The 19,075-nt window shown below is 71.5% G+C and carries 18 protein-coding genes; 15 read left to right on the top strand and 3 right to left on the bottom strand.

Annotated elements, in window-relative coordinates; translation table 11 throughout:
• Positions 1 to 5 precede the first annotated feature (5 nt).
• From ACFVR6_RS11085 to ACFVR6_RS11025, 13 genes are all read left to right on the top strand, one after another.
• Positions 6 to 623 carry an NUDIX hydrolase family protein gene (locus ACFVR6_RS11085; protein WP_386962698.1) on the top strand — a complete coding sequence of 206 codons (618 nt, stop codon included), beginning with the start codon at positions 6 to 8 and terminating at the stop codon, positions 621 to 623.
• 90 nt (positions 624 to 713) lie between these two features.
• Complete coding sequence (locus ACFVR6_RS11080) at positions 714 to 2,441, top strand: dihydroxyacetone kinase family protein (protein WP_386962695.1); 1,728 nt, start codon at positions 714 to 716, stop codon at positions 2,439 to 2,441.
• 1 nt (position 2,442) lies between these two features.
• Positions 2,443 to 2,898 carry a ribose-5-phosphate isomerase gene (locus tag ACFVR6_RS11075; RefSeq protein ID WP_386962692.1) on the top strand — a complete coding sequence of 152 codons (456 nt, stop codon included), beginning with the start codon at positions 2,443 to 2,445 and terminating at the stop codon, positions 2,896 to 2,898.
• A 25-nt stretch (positions 2,899 to 2,923) separates the two neighbouring features.
• Entirely contained in the window at positions 2,924 to 3,694 is a 771-nt protein-coding gene (locus tag ACFVR6_RS11070) for a triose-phosphate isomerase family protein (protein WP_386962689.1), read from the top strand.
• Positions 3,691 to 4,419 (top strand): GntR family transcriptional regulator, encoded by a 729-nt coding sequence (locus ACFVR6_RS11065; protein WP_386962687.1) that lies wholly within the window; start codon positions 3,691 to 3,693, stop codon positions 4,417 to 4,419. The genes ACFVR6_RS11070 and ACFVR6_RS11065 overlap by 4 nt, the downstream gene beginning before the upstream one ends.
• 92 nt (positions 4,420 to 4,511) lie before the next feature.
• Complete coding sequence (locus ACFVR6_RS11060) at positions 4,512 to 5,465, top strand: sugar phosphate isomerase/epimerase family protein (protein WP_386962684.1); 954 nt, start codon at positions 4,512 to 4,514, stop codon at positions 5,463 to 5,465.
• A gap of 51 nt (positions 5,466 to 5,516) precedes the next feature.
• Positions 5,517 to 6,497: a 3-hydroxyacyl-CoA dehydrogenase family protein gene (locus ACFVR6_RS11055; protein ID WP_386962681.1), complete on the top strand. Its 981-nt coding sequence runs from the start codon at positions 5,517 to 5,519 to the stop codon at positions 6,495 to 6,497.
• A 9-nt stretch (positions 6,498 to 6,506) separates the two neighbouring features.
• Positions 6,507 to 7,277, top strand: a complete 771-nt coding sequence (locus ACFVR6_RS11050; protein ID WP_386962678.1) for an SDR family NAD(P)-dependent oxidoreductase — start codon at positions 6,507 to 6,509, stop codon at positions 7,275 to 7,277.
• Positions 7,278 to 7,439: 162 nt separating this feature from the next.
• Positions 7,440 to 8,822: an MFS transporter gene (locus ACFVR6_RS11045; protein WP_386962675.1), complete on the top strand. Its 1,383-nt coding sequence runs from the start codon at positions 7,440 to 7,442 to the stop codon at positions 8,820 to 8,822.
• A gap of 68 nt (positions 8,823 to 8,890) precedes the next feature.
• Positions 8,891 to 9,778 (top strand): NAD(P)-dependent oxidoreductase, encoded by an 888-nt coding sequence (locus ACFVR6_RS11040; RefSeq protein WP_386962673.1) that lies wholly within the window; start codon positions 8,891 to 8,893, stop codon positions 9,776 to 9,778.
• The gene (locus ACFVR6_RS11035; protein WP_386962670.1) at positions 9,775 to 11,016 is read left to right on the top strand and encodes a four-carbon acid sugar kinase family protein; all 1,242 of its coding nucleotides are present in this window, start codon (positions 9,775 to 9,777) and stop codon (positions 11,014 to 11,016) included. Before ACFVR6_RS11040 ends, ACFVR6_RS11035 begins: the two co-directional genes overlap by 4 nt.
• Before the next feature lie 84 nt (positions 11,017 to 11,100).
• On the top strand, positions 11,101 to 11,574 hold the full coding sequence (locus tag ACFVR6_RS11030; RefSeq protein ID WP_386962668.1) for a GNAT family N-acetyltransferase: 474 nt from the start codon (positions 11,101 to 11,103) through the stop codon (positions 11,572 to 11,574).
• A 58-nt stretch (positions 11,575 to 11,632) separates the two neighbouring features.
• On the top strand, positions 11,633 to 12,196 hold the full coding sequence (locus ACFVR6_RS11025) for a dihydrofolate reductase family protein (RefSeq protein WP_386962665.1): 564 nt from the start codon (positions 11,633 to 11,635) through the stop codon (positions 12,194 to 12,196).
• Positions 12,197 to 12,230: 34 nt separating this feature from the next.
• On the opposite strand, the gene ACFVR6_RS11020 is transcribed toward ACFVR6_RS11025, so the two are convergent.
• Complete coding sequence (locus tag ACFVR6_RS11020; RefSeq protein ID WP_386962662.1) at positions 12,231 to 13,298, bottom strand: threonine aldolase family protein; 1,068 nt, start codon at positions 13,296 to 13,298, stop codon at positions 12,231 to 12,233.
• A 94-nt stretch (positions 13,299 to 13,392) separates the two neighbouring features.
• Between ACFVR6_RS11020 and ACFVR6_RS11015 the strand changes: the two genes are divergently transcribed.
• Positions 13,393 to 14,898, top strand: a complete 1,506-nt coding sequence (locus ACFVR6_RS11015) for an MFS transporter (protein WP_386962659.1) — start codon at positions 13,393 to 13,395, stop codon at positions 14,896 to 14,898.
• Between the two features lie 104 nt (positions 14,899 to 15,002).
• Here ACFVR6_RS11015 and ACFVR6_RS11010 read toward each other — a convergent pair whose 3' ends face one another.
• Positions 15,003 to 16,436 (bottom strand): DUF6421 family protein, encoded by a 1,434-nt coding sequence (locus ACFVR6_RS11010; protein ID WP_386962656.1) that lies wholly within the window; start codon positions 16,434 to 16,436, stop codon positions 15,003 to 15,005.
• 125 nt (positions 16,437 to 16,561) lie between these two features.
• Between ACFVR6_RS11010 and ACFVR6_RS11005 the strand changes: the two genes are divergently transcribed.
• On the top strand, positions 16,562 to 17,512 hold the full coding sequence (locus tag ACFVR6_RS11005; protein ID WP_386962652.1) for a diacylglycerol/lipid kinase family protein: 951 nt from the start codon (positions 16,562 to 16,564) through the stop codon (positions 17,510 to 17,512).
• A gap of 23 nt (positions 17,513 to 17,535) precedes the next feature.
• On the opposite strand, the gene ACFVR6_RS11000 is transcribed toward ACFVR6_RS11005, so the two are convergent.
• Complete coding sequence (locus ACFVR6_RS11000) at positions 17,536 to 19,068, bottom strand: CoA-acylating methylmalonate-semialdehyde dehydrogenase (RefSeq protein WP_386962649.1); 1,533 nt, start codon at positions 19,066 to 19,068, stop codon at positions 17,536 to 17,538.
• Between the last annotated feature and the right edge of the window lie 7 nt (positions 19,069 to 19,075).

The following is a 19,075-nucleotide window of genomic DNA, read 5'->3' as shown; positions in this document are numbered from 1 at the left end:
GGAGCATGGCCGTCCGCACCCCCGATCCCGACCCCGCAGACCGCAACGACGACGGTACGCCGCGCGATCCACTGGGCTTCGGCTCACCCTCGGCGAGGTCGTCGCAGAACCCGGGCTGGCTCACCGAGATCGAGCTCGCGGAGGCGCGCCGGCGGCTGCCGATGCTGTACGTCGAGGCGCTCCCGGTGCGCACCGACGGCGTGGGTGCGGTGACCGAAGTCGGCATCCTGCTGCGGGCGACGCCGCTCGGGGAGATGACCCGCACGATCGTGTCGGGCCGGGTGCGCTACGGCGAGACGGTGCGCGACGCGCTGTTCCGCCACGTCGAGAACGACCTCGGCCCCATGGCCTTTCCGCTGCTGCCGCCGCAGCCGGTGCCGTTCACGGTCGCGGAGTACTTCCCGATCCCGGGCGTGAGCGCCTTCCACGACGACCGGCAGCACGCCGTGTCGCTCGCATTCGTGGTGCCGGTCACCGGCACGTGCGAGCCGCGTCAGGACGCGCTCGAAGTGACGTGGATGACGCCGGAGGAGGCCGCGACCGACGCGCTGTCGGCCGAGATGGAGGGGGGCCGCGGCACGCTCGTGCGGCTCGCCCTGGCATCCGTCGGCGCCCTGCGCTGACCCTCGGCCGGGGAGGAAGGGGTACCCACAAGATCCAATTTCCAATAGGATCGTGTGGGTACCCCTTCCTTCCCTCCAGAGGAGAACGCGATGACGCGGCTGTTCAACGACCCGGATGATTTCGCCGAGGAGATGATCGAAGGCTTCGCGGCGGCGTCGGCCCGCTGGGTGCGACCGGTCACCGGCGGCGTCGTGCGCTCCACGCGCGGGGCGGAGCCCACCGTGGCCGTCGTCATCGGCGGCGGCAGCGGCCACTACCCCGCCTTCGGCGGACTCGTGGGGCCGGGCCTGGCCCACGGCGCCGCGATGGGCAACCTCTTCGCCTCGCCCTCGGCGCACCAGGTGCACGCGGTGGCCACCGCCGCGCACGAGGGGCGCGGCGTGCTGCTCAGCTTCGGCAACTACGCCGGCGACGTGCTGCACTTCGGTCAGGCGCAGGAGCGCATGCGCGCCGCCGGCATCGACTGCCGCACGGTGCTGGTGACCGACGACGTCTGGAGCGCTCCGAAGGACGAGCTCGACCGGCGCCGCGGCATCGCCGGCGACCTCGTCGTCTTCAAGATCGCCGGTGCCGCTGCGGAAGCCGGCCACGACCTCGACGACGTCGAGCGACTCGCCCGCCTCGCCAACGCCCGCACCCGCTCGTTCGGCGTCGCGTTCGGCGGCTGCACGCTGCCCGGCGCCGACGAGCCGCTGTTCGACGTGCCCGCCGGTCGCATGGCCGTGGGACTCGGCATCCACGGCGAGCCGGGCATCGACGAGGTCGACGTCCCCACCGCCGCCGGCCTCGCGGAGATGTTCGTGACGAAGCTGCTCGGCGAGCTGCCCGAGGGCGTGGACCCGGCCGGCGCGCGGGTCGTGCCCATCCTCAACGGCCTCGGCAGCGTCAAGTACGAGGAGCTGTTCGTCGTCTACCGCACGATCCACACCCTCCTCACCGATGCCGGCGTCGAGATCGTCTCCCCCGAGGTGGGCGAGTTCTGCACGAGCTTCGACATGGCGGGCGCCTCGCTGACCCTGCTGTGGCTCGACGACGAACTCGAGCGGCTGTGGCTCGCTCCCTGCGACACCCCGGCCTTCCGCCGCGGTGAGGTCGCCGGCCGCAGGGCCGTCGAGGATGCCGAACTCACCGCCCTGGACGACGCGCAGGAGATCGGGGCCGCCTCCGACGCCTCGCGCGCGGCCGCCGCGGTGATCTCCCGGGCGTTCGCCTCGGTCGCCGCCATGCTCGACGCGCACGCCGACGAACTCGGCCGCATCGACCGCATCGCCGGCGACGGCGACCACGGCATCGGCATGCAGCGCGGCAGCCGCGCGGCAGCCGAGGCCGCCGCCGGTGCCGCCGAGGCGGCCGCCGGTGCCCGCACGACGCTGCAGCACGCGGGCGACGCCTGGGCGGACAAGGGCGGCGGCACCTCGGGCGCCATCTGGGGCGAGATGCTCGTCGCGCTCGGCGCGGCCGTGGGCGACGACGACGCGGTGACCGCGGATGCCGTGGGCGCGGGGGTCGCAGCCATGAAGGACGCCGTCATGTCGTTCGGCAAGGCCAAGCCGGGCGACAAGACGATGATCGACGCGATCGTGCCGTTCTCCGACGACCTCACCGCGCGACTCGCCGCCGGCGACACCCTGATCGACGCGTGGTCGCACGCCGCCGACGTCGCCACCGCCGCCGCGGAGGCGACGTCCGAGCTCACCGCGCGACTGGGCCGCGCCCGGTCGCACGGCGACAAGAGCCTCGGCACCCCCGACCCGGGCGCGGTCTCGTTCGCCCTGGTCGCACATACTGTTCTGGACGTTCTGAAGGAGGAAGACTGACATGGCACTTCGACTGGTGATCGGCTCTGACGAAGCGGGCTTCGAATACAAGGAGCGCATCAAGGCCGACCTGCTCGCGAACGACCTCGTCGCCGACGTCGTCGATGTCGGCGTGGATGCCGACGGGCACACGAACTACCCGACGATCGCGATCGCCGCCGCCGAGCGGGTGGCCGCAGGCTCCGCCGACCGGGCGATCCTCATCTGCGGCACGGGCCTGGGCGTCGCCATCGCGGCGAACAAGGTCAGCGGCATCCGCGCCGTCACCGCGCACGACTCCTACAGCGTCGAGCGCTCGGTGCTCTCCAACGACGCCCAGGTGCTGTGCATGGGGCAGCGGGTCGTGGGCCTCGAACTCGCCCGCCGCCTCGCCCGCGAATGGCTGACCTACACGTTCGACCCCGAGAGCGCCTCGGCCGACAAGGTGCAGGAGATCTGCGCCTACGAAGGATCCTGAGCCACCCCGAGACGGAAGGGGCCCGATGCTCATCGGCTCGAGCCTGAAGATGTACTTCACCCACGCGCGCACCGTCGCGTGGGCGGAGGAGGTGGCGCGCATCGTGGAGGTCCATCCCGCTGCGGCGGCGGGGGTCACCCCGTTCGTGATCCCGCAGTACCCCTCGATCCCTGCGTGCGTCGAGATCGGGGCCCCGGCCGGCCTCGCCGTCGGCGCCCAGGACCTCGCGACCCACGATGCGGGGCCCTACACGGGCGAGGTCAGCGGCGCCGTGCTGGCCGAACTCGGATGCCGCTTCGTCGAGGTCGGGCACGCCGAGCGGCGTCGGCTGTACGGCGAGAGTGACGACGTCGTGGCGGCGAAGGTGTTCGCCGCCCAGCGCAACGGGCTCGTGCCGCTGGTGTGCGTGGGCGAGGCGGAGCGCGGCGAACCCGATGCGGCAGTCGTCGAATGCGTGCGGCAGATCGAGTCGGCACTGTCGGCGGCGCGGGCTGCGGGCCTTCACGGCGAGATCGTCATCGCCTACGAACCGCTCTGGGCCATCGGTGCGCCCGAACCCGCCGGCGCCCCGTACATCGACGCCGTCTGCCGGGCACTCCGCGCGCACCTGGAGCAGGCGCCGGAGCATGCCAGGCTGATCTACGGCGGCAGCGCCGGCCCGGGGCTGCTCACCGAGATCGCCGACGCCGTCGACGGCATCTTCCTCGGCAGGTTCGCCCACGACCCGCGCGCCTTCGGCGCCGTGCTCGACGAAGCGGCCGGGATCCTCGCCGCACGCCAGAAGGAGTCACGATGACGATGGACAGCGACACCCGGGGCCTCGGCGCCCTGCAGGGATCGATCGAGCGCCGGGGCCTGCGCGACCACGTCTACGACCGCATCCTGCAGCTGCTGCTCAGCGGCGAGGTGGCACCCGGGGCACGGCTGTCGATCGACACGATCGCCCGCCAGCTGCAGGTCTCACCCACCCCGGTGCGCGAGGCGATGGTGCAGCTGGAGCGCACCGGGCTCGTCACCCGCGAGGCGCTGAAGGGCTACCGCGTCGCGCCGCCCTTGCGTCCCTCGCAGCTGGCCGAGCTGTTCGACGCGCGTCTCATGCTCGAATCCACCGCGGCGCGCCTGGCGACCCCCGCCACCCCGTCGCTGCTGCGGGAGCTGCGCGCCGCACAGGACCACCACCGGATCGCCGGCGAGCGCGTCATCGCGACCCTCTCCGAGGGGGCGCCGGACGTCGCGCTCACGACGGCGTACTTCGCGGCGGATGCCGCCTTCCACCGGGTCGTCTTCGACCACTGCGGCAACCACTACCTCACCGACATGTCGGAGAATCTCGGCGCGCAGCTGCACCGAATGCGCCAGGCGGCGCTGCACGGCATCACCGATGTGCGCGAGGCCATGGCCGAACACGAGGCCATCGTCGCGGCTTTCGCGGGCGAGGACGCACGGGCGCCCGAGCAGGCGATGCGCCGCCACATCGAGCTCGTCCGGTCGCGGTCGCTCGACATCGAACGCACCGACTGACGACGTCCGGCTCCCGGGTGCGGGCGGGTCTTCCCTCCTCATCGTGGATCCTGTAGGATCGACGAAACGCATCACACGCCAATGGAGCCGTCATGACAGACACGTCGCTTGCCGCACCCCTCGACAGCCAGACCTGGCCCATCGCCGTCTGCATGCACGGGTTCCCGCCCGTCGGCCGCGACGGCACGGCCCTGCACGACGCCGCTCCCGAGGTGTGGGACGACGTCTTCGGGCAGGTGGCGCGACTCGGCTTCACCGCGATCGAACTCGCCGACAGTCACATCCGTCCCGCCGATCTGGGCGCCTCCCGCCGCGAGGAGCTGCTGAGCATCGCCCGCGCGCATGGCGTCACCCCCATCTCGGTGCACGTCCAGCGGCAGAGCGTCATCGAGCCCGGCCGCGGCGAGCAGAACCTCGCCTACGCCCACCGCACGATCGACGCCGCCGCGGAGCTGGGTCTGCAGGTCTTCTCCACCGGTCTGCACCAGCCGTTCACCGACGCCCAGCGCCGCGCGCTGTGGTTCTGGACCGCGCCCGGCTCGGTCGACCCCGACGACGCCGAGACCCGCGCGCTCGCGGTGAAGCGGCTGCGCGAACTCGGCGAGCACGCGGCATCCGTGGGGCTGCCGATGTCGCTGGAGATGTACGAGGACACCTACCTCGGCACCGCCGACAGTGCCGTGCGCCTCATCGAGGAGATCGGCCTTTCCAATGTCGGCCTCAACCCCGACATCGGCAATCTCGTCCGCCTGCACCGCCCGATCGAGGACTGGCGTGAGATGCACGAGAAGACCCTGCCGTACGCCAATTACTGGCACGTGAAGAACTACACCCGCGACGAAGCCGTCGACGGCAGCTGGTACACCTCCACCCCCACCAGCATGGAGCTGGGCCTCATCAACTACCGCGCCATGGTCGCCCGTGCGATCGAGCTCGGGTTCTCCGGGCCCTTCCTCATGGAGCAGTACGGCGGCGACAGCCTGGGCGTGTGCGCCACCAACCGCCGCTACCTGCAGTCCCTGCTTCCCGAGCCCGCCGGGGCCTGAGCGACCCCACCGATTCGACGCGCTGACGCGTCGAGCCAGAAGGAGACGAACATGACCGACAACACCCGTCCCGTCTACGCCGTCATCGGCAGCGGCTACATGGGCGGCGGCATCGCCCAGGTGCTGGCCCTCTCGGGTGCCGATGTGCGCATCGCCGACGTCGAACTCGCCATCGCCGAGGGCAACCGCGAGCGCCTCATCACCGAGGCCGCGCAGTTCGCCGCAGACGGGCTCTTCCCCGCCGACGCGGCCGAGACCATCGCCGCCCGCATCACCGCCGCCACGATCGAGGACGCCGTCGCCGGCGCGAGCTTCATCGAGGAGGCCGTCCCCGAGAAGATCGAGATCAAGCACGCCACGCTCCGCCGCATCAGCGAGGCCGCAGCTCCCGACGCGATCATCGGCAGCAACACCTCGACGATCCTCATCGGCCGCCTCGCGGAGGCGGTCCTGCACCCCGAGCGCTTCCTCGGCGTGCACTTCTCCAACCCGGCACCGTTCATCCCGGGTGTCGAGCTCATCCCGCACGCCACGACGGATGCCACGATCCTCCCGGTCGTCGAGCAGATCGTCGCCGCGACCGGCAAGCAGACCGCTCGCGTCAAGGACGCCACCGGGTTCGTGCTCAACCGCCTGCAGTACGCGCTGTTCCACGAGGCGACCCAGCTCGTGGAGGAGGGCGTGGCGACTCCCGAGGACATCGACACGATCGTGCGCACGACGTTCGGGTTCCGCCTGCCGTTCTTCGGGCCCTTCGCGATCGCCGACATGGCGGGCCTCGACGTCTACGCGTTCTGCTATGCGTCGCTGCAGACCGAGTTCCCCGAGCGCTTCGCGACGCCGCCGATCCTCGAGGACCTCGTCGCCGCCGGCAAGCTCGGCACGAAGTCCGGCGCCGGGTTCCTCGACGTCCCCGCCGAGCGCACGCCCGAGCTCATCGCGTACCGCAACAAGGCGTACGTGGCGATGCAGAAGCTCATCGACGAGCTCGGACCCGCCCCCATCCACCCGGCCGCCGCCGACAACAGCTGAAGGGACCCCATGGCCACCGCATTCCCCACCGAGCGCACCGTCATCCTCACCGGCGCCGCGAGCCCCCGCGGCATCGGACGGGTCACCGCCTACCACCTGGCCGAGCTCGGCTGGAACGTCGGCATCATCGACGTCGACGGTGAAGCCGCCGCGGAGACCGCCGCCGATGTCGCCCGCACCCACGGCGTGAAGGCCGTCGGCGTCGGGGCGAACCTCGCCGACCGCGAACAGGCGATCGCCGCCGTCGACCTGCTGGAGGCCGAGCTGCCGCAGGTCGTCGCGCTGGTGAACTTCGCCGGCGTCTCCTCACCCGTGCCCTACCTGGAGGTCACCCCCGAGGAATGGCACCGTGTGCTGGGCGTCAACCTCGAAGGCGTGCACTGGGTCACCCAGCGCGTCGCGGCATCCCTCGTCGACGCCGGTGTCGGCCGCATCGTCGGCATCTCCTCGGTGTCCGCCCAGCGCGGCGGCGGCACGTTCTCGAAGACCCCGTACTCGGCATCCAAGGCCGGGGTCATCGGTCTCATGCGCTCCATCGCCCGCGAGCTGGGCCCCCTCGGCATCACGGCCAACGTGATCTCGCCCGGGCCGATCGACACCGACATCATGGGCGGCACCCTCTCCGAGGAGCGGAAGCAGGCCATGGCCGCCGACGGCGTGCTGCCCCGCATCGGCACCCCCCGCGACATCGCAGCCGCGGTGGCGTATCTCATCAGCGAAGACGCCGGATTCGTGACGGGCCAGACCCTGAACGTCGACGGTGGTCTCTACATGCACTGAGGTTGCTCATGCCCTCCACCTGGTCCAAAGGCCGCATCGCCTACCTCGCCATCGGCGTGGTGTGCGTCGTGATCGGCTTCATCCTGATCGTCCCCGCTCTCGGCGCCTGAGTCGAGCGCAGTCCCCGCCCCTGGGCAGTTCCACCACTCGAAGGAGAGTTCCGTGTCCGTTCCGACGCATACCGCCACAGCGCGCACCCTGCTGGCGAATCCACACTTGGAGTCCGGCATCAAGAAGGCGACCTATCGCCTCATGCCGATGCTGATCATCCTGTACTTCGTCGCGTTCCTCGACCGCACCAATGTGGGCTTCGCCGAAGAAGCCCTCTCGGTCGACCGTGGCATCACCGCCGGTGCCTACGCTCTCGGCGCCGGCATCTTCTTCATCGGCTACGCGATCTTCGAGATCCCCTCGAACCTGCTGCTGGACAAGTTCGGCGCCCGCTTCTGGCTGGCCCGCATCGCCATCACGTGGGGCATCGTGGCCTCGGCGTTCGCCTTCGTCACCAACGACACGATGTTCATCGTGCTGCGGTTCCTGCTCGGTGTCACCGAGGCGGGGCTGTTCCCCGGCGTCATCATGTTCCTGGCGCAGTGGTTCCCCAACAAGCGCCGCGTGCAGATGTTCGCGCTGTTCTACCTCGCCCAGCCCTTCTCGCAGATGCTCGGCGCTCCGCTGTCGGGTGGCCTCATCAGCTTCGGTGAGCAGTTCACGCCGTGGGCCGGCTGGCAGGTCATGTTCTTCGTCGAGGGCATGATGGCCGTCGTCGCCGGTATCGCCGCCCTGTTCTTCCTCGTCGACTCGCCGCAGAAGGCGAAGTTCCTGAGCGACGACGAGAAGGGCGCGCTCAAGGCGGTGATGGACCACGAGAACTCCGTCAAACACGAGGACGGACCCAAGGGCATCGGCGCCGCGATGGTCAGCTGGAAGGTGTGGTACTTCACCATCATCTACTTCTGCCTGCAGATCGCCGTCTACGGCACCACGTTCTACCTGCCGCAGCAGGTGTCGGGCCTCATCGGCAAGGCCGTCGGCTGGGAGGTGGGTCTGGTCACCGCCATCCCGTGGGCCGTGGGGCTGTTCGCCTGCTACCACTTCGGCAAGCACGCCAACACCATCCGCCGCCGCCGCAACTGGGGCACGATCTTCTTCCTCCTCACCGGTGTCGCGATCCTCGTCTCGGCGTGGGCCGGGGCCAACGGGCAGCCGCTGCTGGGCATCGCCGCGATCACGGTCGCCGTGGCGTCGTTCCTGTCCGCCGGCCCCATCACGTGGTCGTTCCCGACGGCGTTCCTCACCGGCGCCGCCGCGGCTGCGGGCATCGGCCTCATCAACTCGCTCGGAAACCTCGGCGGGTTCGTCGCACCCATCATGCGCACCGGCATCAACGAGGCCGTCCCCACCGACAGCGGCGCCTGGGGTGTCGTCTCGCTGGGTGTGTTCGCCTTCCTCGCGGCGGTGATGATGGCGTGCACGCGCTTCTTCCGCTCGAAGGGCGACGAGCTGCTCGACGACGACGTTCCGGCTGCCGTCCCGGGACACTGACAAGGCCCGCGGGGTGCGCACGGCTCGCTCGTGCGCACCCCGCGGTGCTTCTCCGGAAGGGAACGATGATGAGCACATCCCCGCAGGTCGCCTTCGTCGGGCTCGGGGCCATCGGGCTCCCGATGGCCGGCGCCATCGCAGGGGCCGGCATCCCGGTCCTCGGTGTCGAGCCCGCCCCCGCAGGTCGCGAGCGGGCCGCCGAGGCCGGACTCGACACCGTCTCCGACGTCTCAGGGATCGGCGAGGCCGCAGTGGTCGTGGTGATGGTGGCCACCCCCGCCCAGCTGTCGGCGGTCGTCGACGCGGCCCTCGCCGCCCACGTCGTCGCCGCCCGCACCTGGATCGTCTCGTCCACCGTCGGCCCCGACGCCGTGCGCGAGAGCGCCGCGCGCATCGAGGCCGCCGGCGGCACCGTGGTCGACGCGCCCGTGAGCGGCGGCATCGCCCGCGCCTCCCGCGGCGACCTCGTCCTCTTCGTCTCCGGTGCGGATGCCGCGATCGCCGCCGTCCGCCCCGTGCTCGACGCGATGGGCACCGCGCGGGTCGTGGGCGCGCAGCCCGGCGACGGGCAGTCGGTGAAGGTGGTCAACCAGCACCTGTGCGCCGTGCACATCGCCGCCGCCGCCGAGGCGCTGGCGCTCGCCGAGCGACTCGACCTCGACCCCGCCTTCGTGCTCGACGTCGTGGGCGGGGGAGCGGCGGCATCCTTCATGCTCGGCGACCGTGGGCCGCGCATGCTCGACGGGGACGCCCCGGTGCTGAGCCAGGTCGGCATCTTCGTCAAGGACACCGGGCTCGTCGCCGATGCCGCCGAGGCCGCGGGCATCGAGTTGCCGGTGCTGCAGGCGGCCCGCGACCGGTTCCTGGCCGCGGCCGAGGCCGGCCTCACCGCCCGTGACGACTCGAGCGTGATCGAGACCTACCGCCGCGGCGCCGGCTCCGAGGGGGACCGATGAAGACCGTGGTGCTGGACGACGACCCCACCGGCACGCAGTCCGCATCGGGCGTGGATGTGCTGCTGCAGGTGGATGCCGCCGGCATCCGCGACGCGCTCGCCGCCGCCGACAGCGTGTACGTGCAGACCAACTCGCGCGCGATCGACGAGGCCGCTGCGGTGGCGCTCGTGCGGGAGGTGCGCGACGCCGCGCAGGCGGCGGCCGCCGATCTCGGTGAGGACCTGCAGTTCGTGCTGCGGGGCGATTCCACCCTCCGTGGCCACGTCTTCGCCGAGACCGACCAGTTCGTCGAGGACGACTCGGTCATCGTCTTCTGCCCGGCCTTCCCCGCCGGCGGACGCACGACCGTCGACGGCGTGCACCTCGTGCGCATCGGCGACGAACGGCATCCCGCCCACGAGACCGAGTACGCCGACGACCCGGTGTTCCCCTTCGCCTCCGGTGTGCTGTCCGAGTACGTCGCCGAGAAGTCCGGTCGCGCGCACGTGGGCGTTCCGCTCGCGGACGTGCGCGCGGGACGCGTCGCCGCCGCCATCGAGACGGCTCCCGCCGGGGCCGTGGTCGTCCCCGACGCCGAGACGGATGCCGACATCGCCGCCGTCGCCGAGGGCATCGTCGCGGCGCGCCGCACCGGCCGCTCGGTGGTCGTGCGCAGCGCCGCGCCGCTCGCGGCGGCGCTCGCGGGCGTCGTCAGCGAGGGCCTGCTGCCCCACCCGCTCGTGCCCTCGCCGGTGCCGACGCTCGTCGCGTGCGGATCGCACACCGCCGGGGCGACGGCGCAGCTGGACGCCCTCGAGGCCCGCCACGGAGCGGCCGTCGTCATCGCCACCGACGACGCCTTCGCCGACCCCGTCGCCGCCGGCCTCGCCGCCGCCGGCGAGGCGCGCGCGCAGTTGGCCGCGGGCGGAATCGCGATCCTCGCGACCGAGCGGCACCGCCGCGCCGAGCACAACACCCTCGAGCACGGCGAGCTCGTGATGCGGGCGCTGACGGTGGCCGTGCGCGCGCTCGTGCCCGATGTGGCCGCCGTCGTCGCCAAGGGCGGCATCACCTCGGCGGAGCTCGCCCGCACCGGCGTGGGCGCGACGCGCGCTCGCGTGCGCGGGCAGGTGCTGCCCGGCGTCTCGGTGTGGGACCTCGTCTCGGCCGAGGGCGAGGACCGTCTCTACGTCGTGGTCCCCGGCAACGTCGGCGAGCCCTCGACCCTCGTGGACGTGGTCGCGGCCCTCGGTCGCTGACGCTCCGCCCGCAGGGGCCGGCGCGAGGGCGGGCACGGCGGACTTGAGATAATTGTCGGGCCCGCTGAAGAAGGAGTGTTCGACGTGCCCGTGAGCTTCCATGACGCAGCCCCTGCGGAGATGGATCCCGTGGTGTTGTATTCGATCCTGAAGCTCCGCGTCGATGTGTTCGTCGTCGAGCAGCGGGCGGCATACGAGGAGCTCGACGGCAGGGACATCGAGGCGGGCGCCCGCCTGTACTGGGCGGAGGAGGACGGTGACGTCCTCGCCACGCTGCGGGTCCTCAGGGAGGCGGATGGACGGCGCATCGGACGCGTCGCGACTGCCGCGGCGGCCCGTGGTGCGGGGCTCGCCGCAGAACTCATGCGGCGCGCGGTCGCCGCGTGCGCCGGAGCGCAGATCGTCCTGGACGGCCAGCTGCAGCTCGAGCGCTGGTACGAGGGCTTCGGTTTCACCCGCTCCGGGGAGGTCTTCGTCGAAGACGACATTCCCCACATCCCGATGACCCGGCCCGCGACGCCGGAGTGCGCGCCGGGCTCTGGCGCCACGGGGGGATAGCCGCCACAGTGGTGACCGCGGTCTGCGCAACGCTGCGCATCTCACGAAGGAGCCACGGATGAGACCACTGCGCTACTCGATCAACGTCACGCTCGACGGCTGCTGTCATCACGAGGCCGGGCTCCCCCCTGATGAGGAGTCGATGCGCTACTGGAGCGCTGAAATGGAGCGGGCCGATGCCCTGCTCTTCGGTCGGGTCACCTACGAGATGATGCAGTCCGCGTGGCGCAAGCCCGCCACGGGCACGTGGCCGGACTGGATGGAGGAGTGGGAGGTCCCGTTCGCCGAGACCATCGACAGCGCGAAGAAGTACGTCGTGTCGAGCACGCTGGGCGAGGTCGACTGGAACGCCGAGCTGCTGGGAGGCGACCTGGCGGCGGCGGTGCAGCGGCTCAAGCAGGAGTCGGGCGAAGGACTGTGGGTCGGTGGCGTGACGCTCCCGCTCGCGTTGGCGGAGCTGGGACTGATCGACGAGTACGAGTTCCTCGTGCAGCCGGTCCTCGCCGGACACGGGCCGACGCTGCTGTCCGGGCTGCGCGAGCGCATCGTGCTCGAGCCCGTCGATCGCCGCGAGTTCCGCTCGGGGGCGGTCGCCGTGCGATACCGCCCCCGTCCCGCCTGACGAGGGCGGCGTCGCCGGGGCTCCGGCGCCGGGGTCAGCCGCGGGTGAGGCGGGACAGCTCGGCCACGAAGGCGTCGACGTCTTCGGGCTGGGTGTCGAACGAGCACATCCAGCGCACCTCGCGCGCGGCGGCATCCCAGTCGTAGAACCGGAAGCTCTCGCGCAGCGCGTCGGCGACACCCTCGGGGAGCGTCGCGAAGACGCCGTTGACCTCGGTGGGCTGGGTGAACTCCACTCCGCGGATCGACCCCGCGGCGATGCCCGCCTCCACCTCGGCGCGCAGGCGCCGGGCCATCGCGTTGGCGTGGCGGGCGTTGCGCAGCCACAGGTCGCCCTCGAGCAGCGCGATCAGCTGCGCCGAGACGAACCGCATCTTCGAGGCGAGCTGCATGTTGAGTTTGCGGAGGTAGCGCAGACCCTCGGATGCCGCGGGGTCGAGCACCACGATGGCCTCGCCCAGCATCGCGCCGTTCTTGGTGCCGCCGAAGCTCAGCACGTCGACGCCCGCGTCGCGGGTGAATGCCCGCACCGGGAGGTCGAGGGCAGCGGCGGCGTTCGCGATGCGCGCGCCGTCGAGGTGCAGGCGCATGCCGTGGCCGTGCGCGTGGTCGGCGAGCGCCCGGATCTCGTCCGGCGTGTACAGGGTGCCGAGCTCGGTGGACTGCGTGATCGACACGACGAGCGGCTGGGCGCGGTGCTCATCGCCCCAGCCCCAGGCCTCGCGGTCGACCAGTTCCGGGGTGAGCTTGCCGTCGGCGGTCGGGACGGTGAGCAGCTTGATGCCGGCGACGCGCTCGGGCGCGCCACCCTCGTCGACGTTGATGTGGGCGGTGGATGCCGCGATCACCGCGCCCCAGCGGGGGAGCATCGACTGCAGGCCGGTGACGTTCGCGCCCGTGCCGTTGAACACCGGGAACGCCTCGACGCCCTCGCCGAAGTGCTGCGCGAACACCTCCTGCAGCCGCACCGTGTAGGCATCCTCGCCGTAGGCGATCTGGTGCCCGCCGCCTGCGGCCGCGATGGCAGCGAGCACCTCGGGGTGCACACCGGAGTAGTTGTCACTGGCAAAGCCGCGCACCGCGGTGTCGTGGAGGGTCGTCACGGTGACTCAGCCTAGCTGTGGCGCGCTCGCGGCCGACCGCCGCCTGCAGCGGAGGGGGTGGCCCGTGTCGGCGGCGGTGATTACCCTCGCCTGCATGACCGACGGCACCGCAGCCGACACGGGGTCCCCCGACACAACGGCATCCGAGAACCTCGCGCCGCCCGGTGGCATGCGCGTGTTCGTGCAGGTGCTGATCAACACCGCCGTGGCGAACCTCACCACGAGCTCGCTCTGGTTCGCCTTGACGTTCTGGGCTTACCTCGAGACCCGGTCGGTGCTGGCGACCGGCATCATCGGCGGCGCGTACATGCTGTTCGTCGCCCTCTTCGCGATCCCGTTCGGCACCCTCGTCGACCGCCACCGCAAGCACCGCGTCATGGTGGTGTCGAGCCTCGCGACCCTCGCGGCGTTCCTCGTGGCCGGCATCCTGTATCTGCTGTTCCCGGAATCGACGCTGGTCGACCTCGGTCAGCCGTGGTTCTGGGTGTTCGCCGCCATCGTGCTGCTCGGCGCGGTGGTGGAGAACATGCGCAACATCGCGCTGTCCACGACCGTGACCCTGCTCGTGCCGACCGAGCGGCACGCCAACGCCAATGGCCTCGTCGGTACCGTGCAGGGGCTGGCGTTCATCGTCACGAGCGTGTTCTCGGGGCTCGCGCTCGGACTGCTCGGCATGGGGTGGACCATCCTCATCGCCGTCGTGCTGACGGCCGCCGCACTCGTGCACCTGATGTTCCTGCGTGTGCCCGAGACCGAGCCCGCCCATCTCGAGGGTCACGTCGCGAAGGTCGACATCCGCGGCAGCATCGCTGCGATCGCCGCCGTGCCCGGGCTGTTCGCCCTCATCATCTTCGCCACGTTCAACAACCTCATCGGCGGCGTCTACATCGCCCTCATGGATCCGTACGGGCTGACCCTCTTCTCCGTCGAGGTCTGGGGCCTCGTCTTCGGCCTCGCCTCGACGGGCTTCATCGTCGGCGGCATCGTCATCGCCGCGAAGGGCCTCGGGCGCAACCCGGTGCGCACGCTGCTGCTGGCGGTGGTCGTGATGGGGCTGCTGGGCGCGGCGTTCACCATCCGCGAGTGGTGGTGGCTGTACGCCGTCGGCATCTGGCTCTACATGGCGCTGATCCCCGCCGTCGAGGCGTCGGAGCAGACGGTCATCCAGAAGGTCGTGCCCTTCCGCCGGCAGGGCCGCGTGTTCGGCTTCGCGCAGGCGTTGGAGTCGGCAGCCGCGCCCGTCACGGCCTTCCTCATCGCGCCGATCGCGCAGTTCTGGATCATCCCGTACATGGCATCGGATGCCGGGGCGGACTCCTGGGGCTGGGTCCTGGGCGAAGGCGAGGCGCGCGGCATCGCGCTGGTCTTCCTCATCGCGGGCCTCGTCATGGTGGTGGCCGCCCTGCTCGCCCTCACGACCCGCTCCTATCGGCGGCTGTCGGCCTTCTACGCAGGCGACCCCGCGGACGCACCGGCATCCGCCGACGCGCCGGCATCCGCCGCCGACCCCGCCGACCCGGCGGCATCCGCCGCCGCGCCGGTCGCGCCGGCGCCCGGCTCGGCGGCCGCCCCGCCCGCCGAGAAACCACTTTCCGGCTGAGGAACACCGCGCTGCGTGGTGTCTCAGCCGGAAAGTGGTTTCTCACGCGCGCGCCGCGCACGCGGGCGGCGCGACGGGCAGCGCGGCGGGCAGCGCGGCGGGCGTCAGTCCGTGCCGCGGATGCCGGCGGTCGAGGCGATCACGTCGCGCATCTTCTTCTCGAGCGCCTCGTAGAACATCGACAGCGGGAACTCGTCATCCAGCACCGCGTCGGTGTACCCCTTCGGGGGACCCGCGAGCACCTCCTGCGGCAGGCCCCGGGCCCACACCGATGCCGGGTGCGGGGTGAGCACGTCGCTCACGAGGCCGTAGGCGGCGAGCCAGTGCGCGAGCTTCGGCCGGTCGATCGACTGCCAGTACAGCTCGTCGATCGCGTCGCCCAGCTCCACCACCGCCGCCGGAACGTCGTCCCAGTCGAACGCGAGCGCCGTGTCGGTCCAGTGCAGCACGCCGCGCTGGTGCAGCCACGCGAACAGCAGCTGCCCGCCCAGCCCGTCGTAGTTGCGCACCCGCGTGCCGGTGATCGCGAACCGGAAGATCCGGTCGAAGATCACCGCGTACTGCACCAGGCGCGCGTGCTCGAGCATCTCGGTCTCCGCCGCCGACAGCTGCTCACCGGCATCCACCCGTGCCTGCAGGTCGCGCTGGATGTGCACGCACTCGCGGAACGCCGTCAGGTCGCACCGCAGTTCCTCGAGCGAATAGAGGAAATACGGCATGCGCTGCTTGATCATGAACGGATCGAACGGCAGGTCGCCGCGCATGTGCGTGCGGTCGTGGATGATGTCCCACATCACGAACGTCTTCTCCGCCAGCTGCTGATCCTCCAGCAGCCGCGCAGCCTCGGCCGGCAGCTCGAGCTTCGTGATCTCGGATGCCGCGCGCACGACGCGCCGGTAGCGCGCCGCCTCGCGGTCCTGGAAGATCGCGCCCCACGTGAACGCCGGGATCTCGCGCATGGCGACCGTCTCGGGGAAGAGCACCGCCGAGTTCGTGTCGTAGCCGGGCGTGAAATCCACCAGGCGGAGCGACACGAACAGGCCATTGGTGTAGCGGGTCTCCAGCTCGGCGATGAAATCCGGCCAGATCACCTCCACCAGCACGGCTTCGACGAAGCGGCTGCGCGAGCCGTTCTGCGTGTACATCGGGAACACGATGAGGTGACGGATGCCGTCCACGCGCTGCCGCTGCGGCTGGAACGCCACGAGCGAATCGAGGAAGTCCGGCACCCCGAACCCGCCGTCGGCCCAGCGGTGGAAGTCGTGGACGGATGCTGCGAGGTAGTCGGCATCGTGCGGAAACGCCGGCGCGAGCGCGCGGATGGCCGCCACGATCGCCTCGACGCACGCGCGGGCGTCGCCGTGGTCGTCGACCTCGGGCACCGACCCGTCGGCGGCCTGCATGCCCTGCAACGCGGTGGCGGCATCCTTCAGTGACAGCCAGTGCGCCGACGACTCGACGGTGCCGGCGTCCTCGACGACCTCGGGTTCGCCGACGACGGCCTTGCGCTCACGGATGGTGGCGGCCTTGATGGACATGGGAACCTCCGATCTTCGGGGTCGGCCGGCGCAGCGATGCGCCGACGGCTGTCAGGTAGGGGCCAGCCTAGCCGGGCGCTGTCAAGTGATGCCGTGCGTCGGGCCGCGCGGGATAGCGTCGCGGAATGCCCGATGACAACGCCCCCGCCCGCCCCGACGGTGAGGGGTTGCTGATTCTCGCGAACAGCCGTGCCGGTGAGGCGGTGGTGCGCGCCGACCCGCTGCCGGAGATCCGCGCGCGCCTGCCGCGGGCGCGCGTGGTCGTGCTGGGCCCCGAGGAGGACCTCGGCGAGGTGGTGGATGCCGCGATGGCCGCGGGCGACCGGCCACGCGCCCTGGGGGTGCTCGGCGGCGACGGCTCGGTCTCGCGCATGGCGCATCTCGCCCGGCACCACGACGTGCCGCTGTGGGTGGCCCCCGGCGGCACGTTCAACCACTTCGCCCGCGCCGCCGGCATGCCCGACGTGGATGCCGCGCTGGCGGCGTTCGCCTCGGGCATGCTTCGCGACGTCACGGTGGCCGAGGTGGCGGTCGACGGCGGCGAGCCGATCACGGTGCTCAACGCCGTGTCGCTGGGCACCTACCCGCAGTTCCTCGCCGAGCGCACCGAGCGGGCGAGTCTGGGCAAGTGGCTGGGCGGGGTGGGGGCGATCCGCAGTGCCCTCGCCCAGGCGCAGCCGGTGCGCATCAGCCGCGAGGGCCGCAGCGCGACGGTGTGGTCGGTGTTCGTGGGGGTGGGCGCCGGCGACCCCCGGCGTCACGCGATGATGCAGCGGGCGTCGCTGGAGGATCCCGTGCTCGACGTGCGGCTGCACCACGCGCGGGGGTCCCGGGTGCGCGCGATGGCGTCGCTGGCGTTCGGGCGGCGCACGCTGCGCGTGCTGCGGGCGTTGCGGATGCTGCCGCCCGCGTCGGAGTTCGAGCGGCGGGTCACCGATGAATGGCAGGTCCGCGTGGACCCGGGCGAGGGTCCCGCCGTCTACGTGCACGACGGCGAGCTCGAGCAGGCGCCGGCCGCCGGCTTCACCCTCGAGGTGAGGGCGGTGCCGGCGGGTCTGCGGGTCTACGCGCCCTGAGTCCCAGACCCGCCGCCCGTGCCTCAGTCGTGCTGCGGGAACCCGAGGTTCAGCCCGCCGTGCGACGGGTCGAGCCAGCGGCTGGTGACGGCCTTCTCCGCGGTGAAGAAGTCGAACCCGTGCGGACCGTACGCCTTCGCATCGCCGAACAGCGACGCCTTCCAGCCGCCGAACGAGTGGTAGGCCACCGGCACCGGGATCGGCACGTTGATGCCGATCATGCCGACCTGCGCCTCGCGCTGGAAACGGCGCGCGGCGCCCCCGTCGTTGGTGAAGATGGCGGTGCCGTTGCCGTACGGGCTGCCGTTGATGATCTCCAGGCCCTCCTCGTAGCCGTCGACGCGCACGACCGACAGCACCGGACCGAAGATCTCGTCACGATACGCCGCGGAGGCGGTCGGCACCCGGTCGAGCAGGGTCGGTCCCAGCCAGAAGCCGTCCGCCGCCCCATCGGGCTCCACGTTGCGCCCGTCGACGATGACCGCGGCCCCGTCGCCCGCGGCGATGTCGATGTAGGAGGCGACCTTGTCGCGGTGGGCGCCGGTGATGAGCGGCCCCATGTCGCTGCCGCGCAGCCCGTCGCCGGTGCGCAGCGTCGCCATCCGCTCGCGGATGCGGTCGACCAGCACGTCGGCGACCGCGTCGACGGCCAGCACCACCGAGATCGCCATGCAGCGCTCCCCGGCGGAGCCGAAGCCGGCGTTGACGGCCGCGTCGGCGGCGAGGTCGAGGTCGGCGTCGGGGAGGACCAGCATGTGGTTCTTCGCCCCGCCCAGCGCCTGCACCCGCTTGCCGTGACCCGTCGCCGTCTCGTAGACGTAGCGGGCGATGGGGGTCGATCCCACGAACGAGATCGCCCGCACGTCGGGGTGCGACAGCAGTGCGTCGACGGCTTCCTTGTCGCCGTGCACGACGTTGAAGACGCCGTCGGGCAGGCCCGCCTCGCGCAGCAGCCCGGCGAGCCAGTTCGCCGCCGTCGGATCCTTCTCACTCGGCTTGAGCACCACGGCGTTGCCGGCGGCCAGGGCGATGGAGAAGAACCACAGCGGCACCATCGCCGGGAAGTTGAACGGGCTGATGATGCCGACGACCCCGAGGGGCTGGCGGAGCGTGTAGACGTCCACCCCGCTGGAGGCGTTCTCGGAGTAGGCGCCCTTGGTGAGGTGCCCGAGCCCGCACGCGAACTCCACCACCTCCATGCCGCGGGCGATCTCGCCGAGGGCGTCGGAGAGCACCTTGCCGTGCTCGGAGGTGAGGATGTGGGCCAGTTCGTCCTTGCGGGCGTGCAGCAGCTCGCGGAAGGCGAACATCACCGCGGTGCGCTTGGCGATGGAGGCGTCGCGCCAGTCCTGCCAGGCGTCGGATGCCGCGGCGACGACCGCGCCCACGTCGGCTTCGGTCGCCAGGCGCACCTCCTTCTGCACGGTGCCCAGCGCGGGGTTGTACACCGGGGCGGTGCGCGTCGATGCGCCCGCCCACGGACGTCCCGAGACCCAGTGGTCGAGGATGTCGTTCACGTTGATCGTCCTTTCCTGCGGATGCCGCGGCTGCGGCATCCGCGTC

Origin of the sequence: Microbacterium sp. NPDC058021 (assembly GCF_042885955.1) — a bacterium.
In the GTDB taxonomy this organism is placed as follows: Bacteria; Actinomycetota; Actinomycetes; order Actinomycetales; family Microbacteriaceae; genus Microbacterium.
The sequence above is the reverse complement of the archived record's forward strand: the minus strand, read 5'-3'. Positions and strand labels throughout refer to the sequence as shown.

What these genes read in the sequence shown, in the direction of transcription:
- ACFVR6_RS11085 (WP_386962698.1), top strand. Translation starts at nt 6, where the DNA reads ATGGCCGTCCGCACCCCCGATCCCGACCCCGCAGACCGCAACGACGAC.
- ACFVR6_RS11080 (WP_386962695.1), top strand. Translation starts at nt 714, where the DNA reads ATGACGCGGCTGTTCAACGACCCGGATGATTTCGCCGAGGAGATGATC.
- ACFVR6_RS11075 (WP_386962692.1), top strand. Translation starts at nt 2,443, where the DNA reads ATGGCACTTCGACTGGTGATCGGCTCTGACGAAGCGGGCTTCGAATAC.
- ACFVR6_RS11070 (WP_386962689.1), top strand. Translation starts at nt 2,924, where the DNA reads ATGCTCATCGGCTCGAGCCTGAAGATGTACTTCACCCACGCGCGCACC.
- ACFVR6_RS11065 (WP_386962687.1), top strand. Translation starts at nt 3,691, where the DNA reads ATGACGATGGACAGCGACACCCGGGGCCTCGGCGCCCTGCAGGGATCG.
- ACFVR6_RS11060 (WP_386962684.1), top strand. Translation starts at nt 4,512, where the DNA reads ATGACAGACACGTCGCTTGCCGCACCCCTCGACAGCCAGACCTGGCCC.
- ACFVR6_RS11055 (WP_386962681.1), top strand. Translation starts at nt 5,517, where the DNA reads ATGACCGACAACACCCGTCCCGTCTACGCCGTCATCGGCAGCGGCTAC.
- ACFVR6_RS11050 (WP_386962678.1), top strand. Translation starts at nt 6,507, where the DNA reads ATGGCCACCGCATTCCCCACCGAGCGCACCGTCATCCTCACCGGCGCC.
- ACFVR6_RS11040 (WP_386962673.1), top strand. Translation starts at nt 8,891, where the DNA reads ATGAGCACATCCCCGCAGGTCGCCTTCGTCGGGCTCGGGGCCATCGGG.
- ACFVR6_RS11035 (WP_386962670.1), top strand. Translation starts at nt 9,775, where the DNA reads ATGAAGACCGTGGTGCTGGACGACGACCCCACCGGCACGCAGTCCGCA.
- ACFVR6_RS11025 (WP_386962665.1), top strand. Translation starts at nt 11,633, where the DNA reads ATGAGACCACTGCGCTACTCGATCAACGTCACGCTCGACGGCTGCTGT.
- ACFVR6_RS11015 (WP_386962659.1), top strand. Translation starts at nt 13,393, where the DNA reads ATGACCGACGGCACCGCAGCCGACACGGGGTCCCCCGACACAACGGCA.
- ACFVR6_RS11010 (WP_386962656.1), bottom strand. Translation starts at nt 16,436, where the DNA reads ATGTCCATCAAGGCCGCCACCATCCGTGAGCGCAAGGCCGTCGTCGGC.
- ACFVR6_RS11005 (WP_386962652.1), top strand. Translation starts at nt 16,562, where the DNA reads ATGCCCGATGACAACGCCCCCGCCCGCCCCGACGGTGAGGGGTTGCTG.
- ACFVR6_RS11000 (WP_386962649.1), bottom strand. Translation starts at nt 19,068, where the DNA reads ATGCCGCAGCCGCGGCATCCGCAGGAAAGGACGATCAACGTGAACGAC.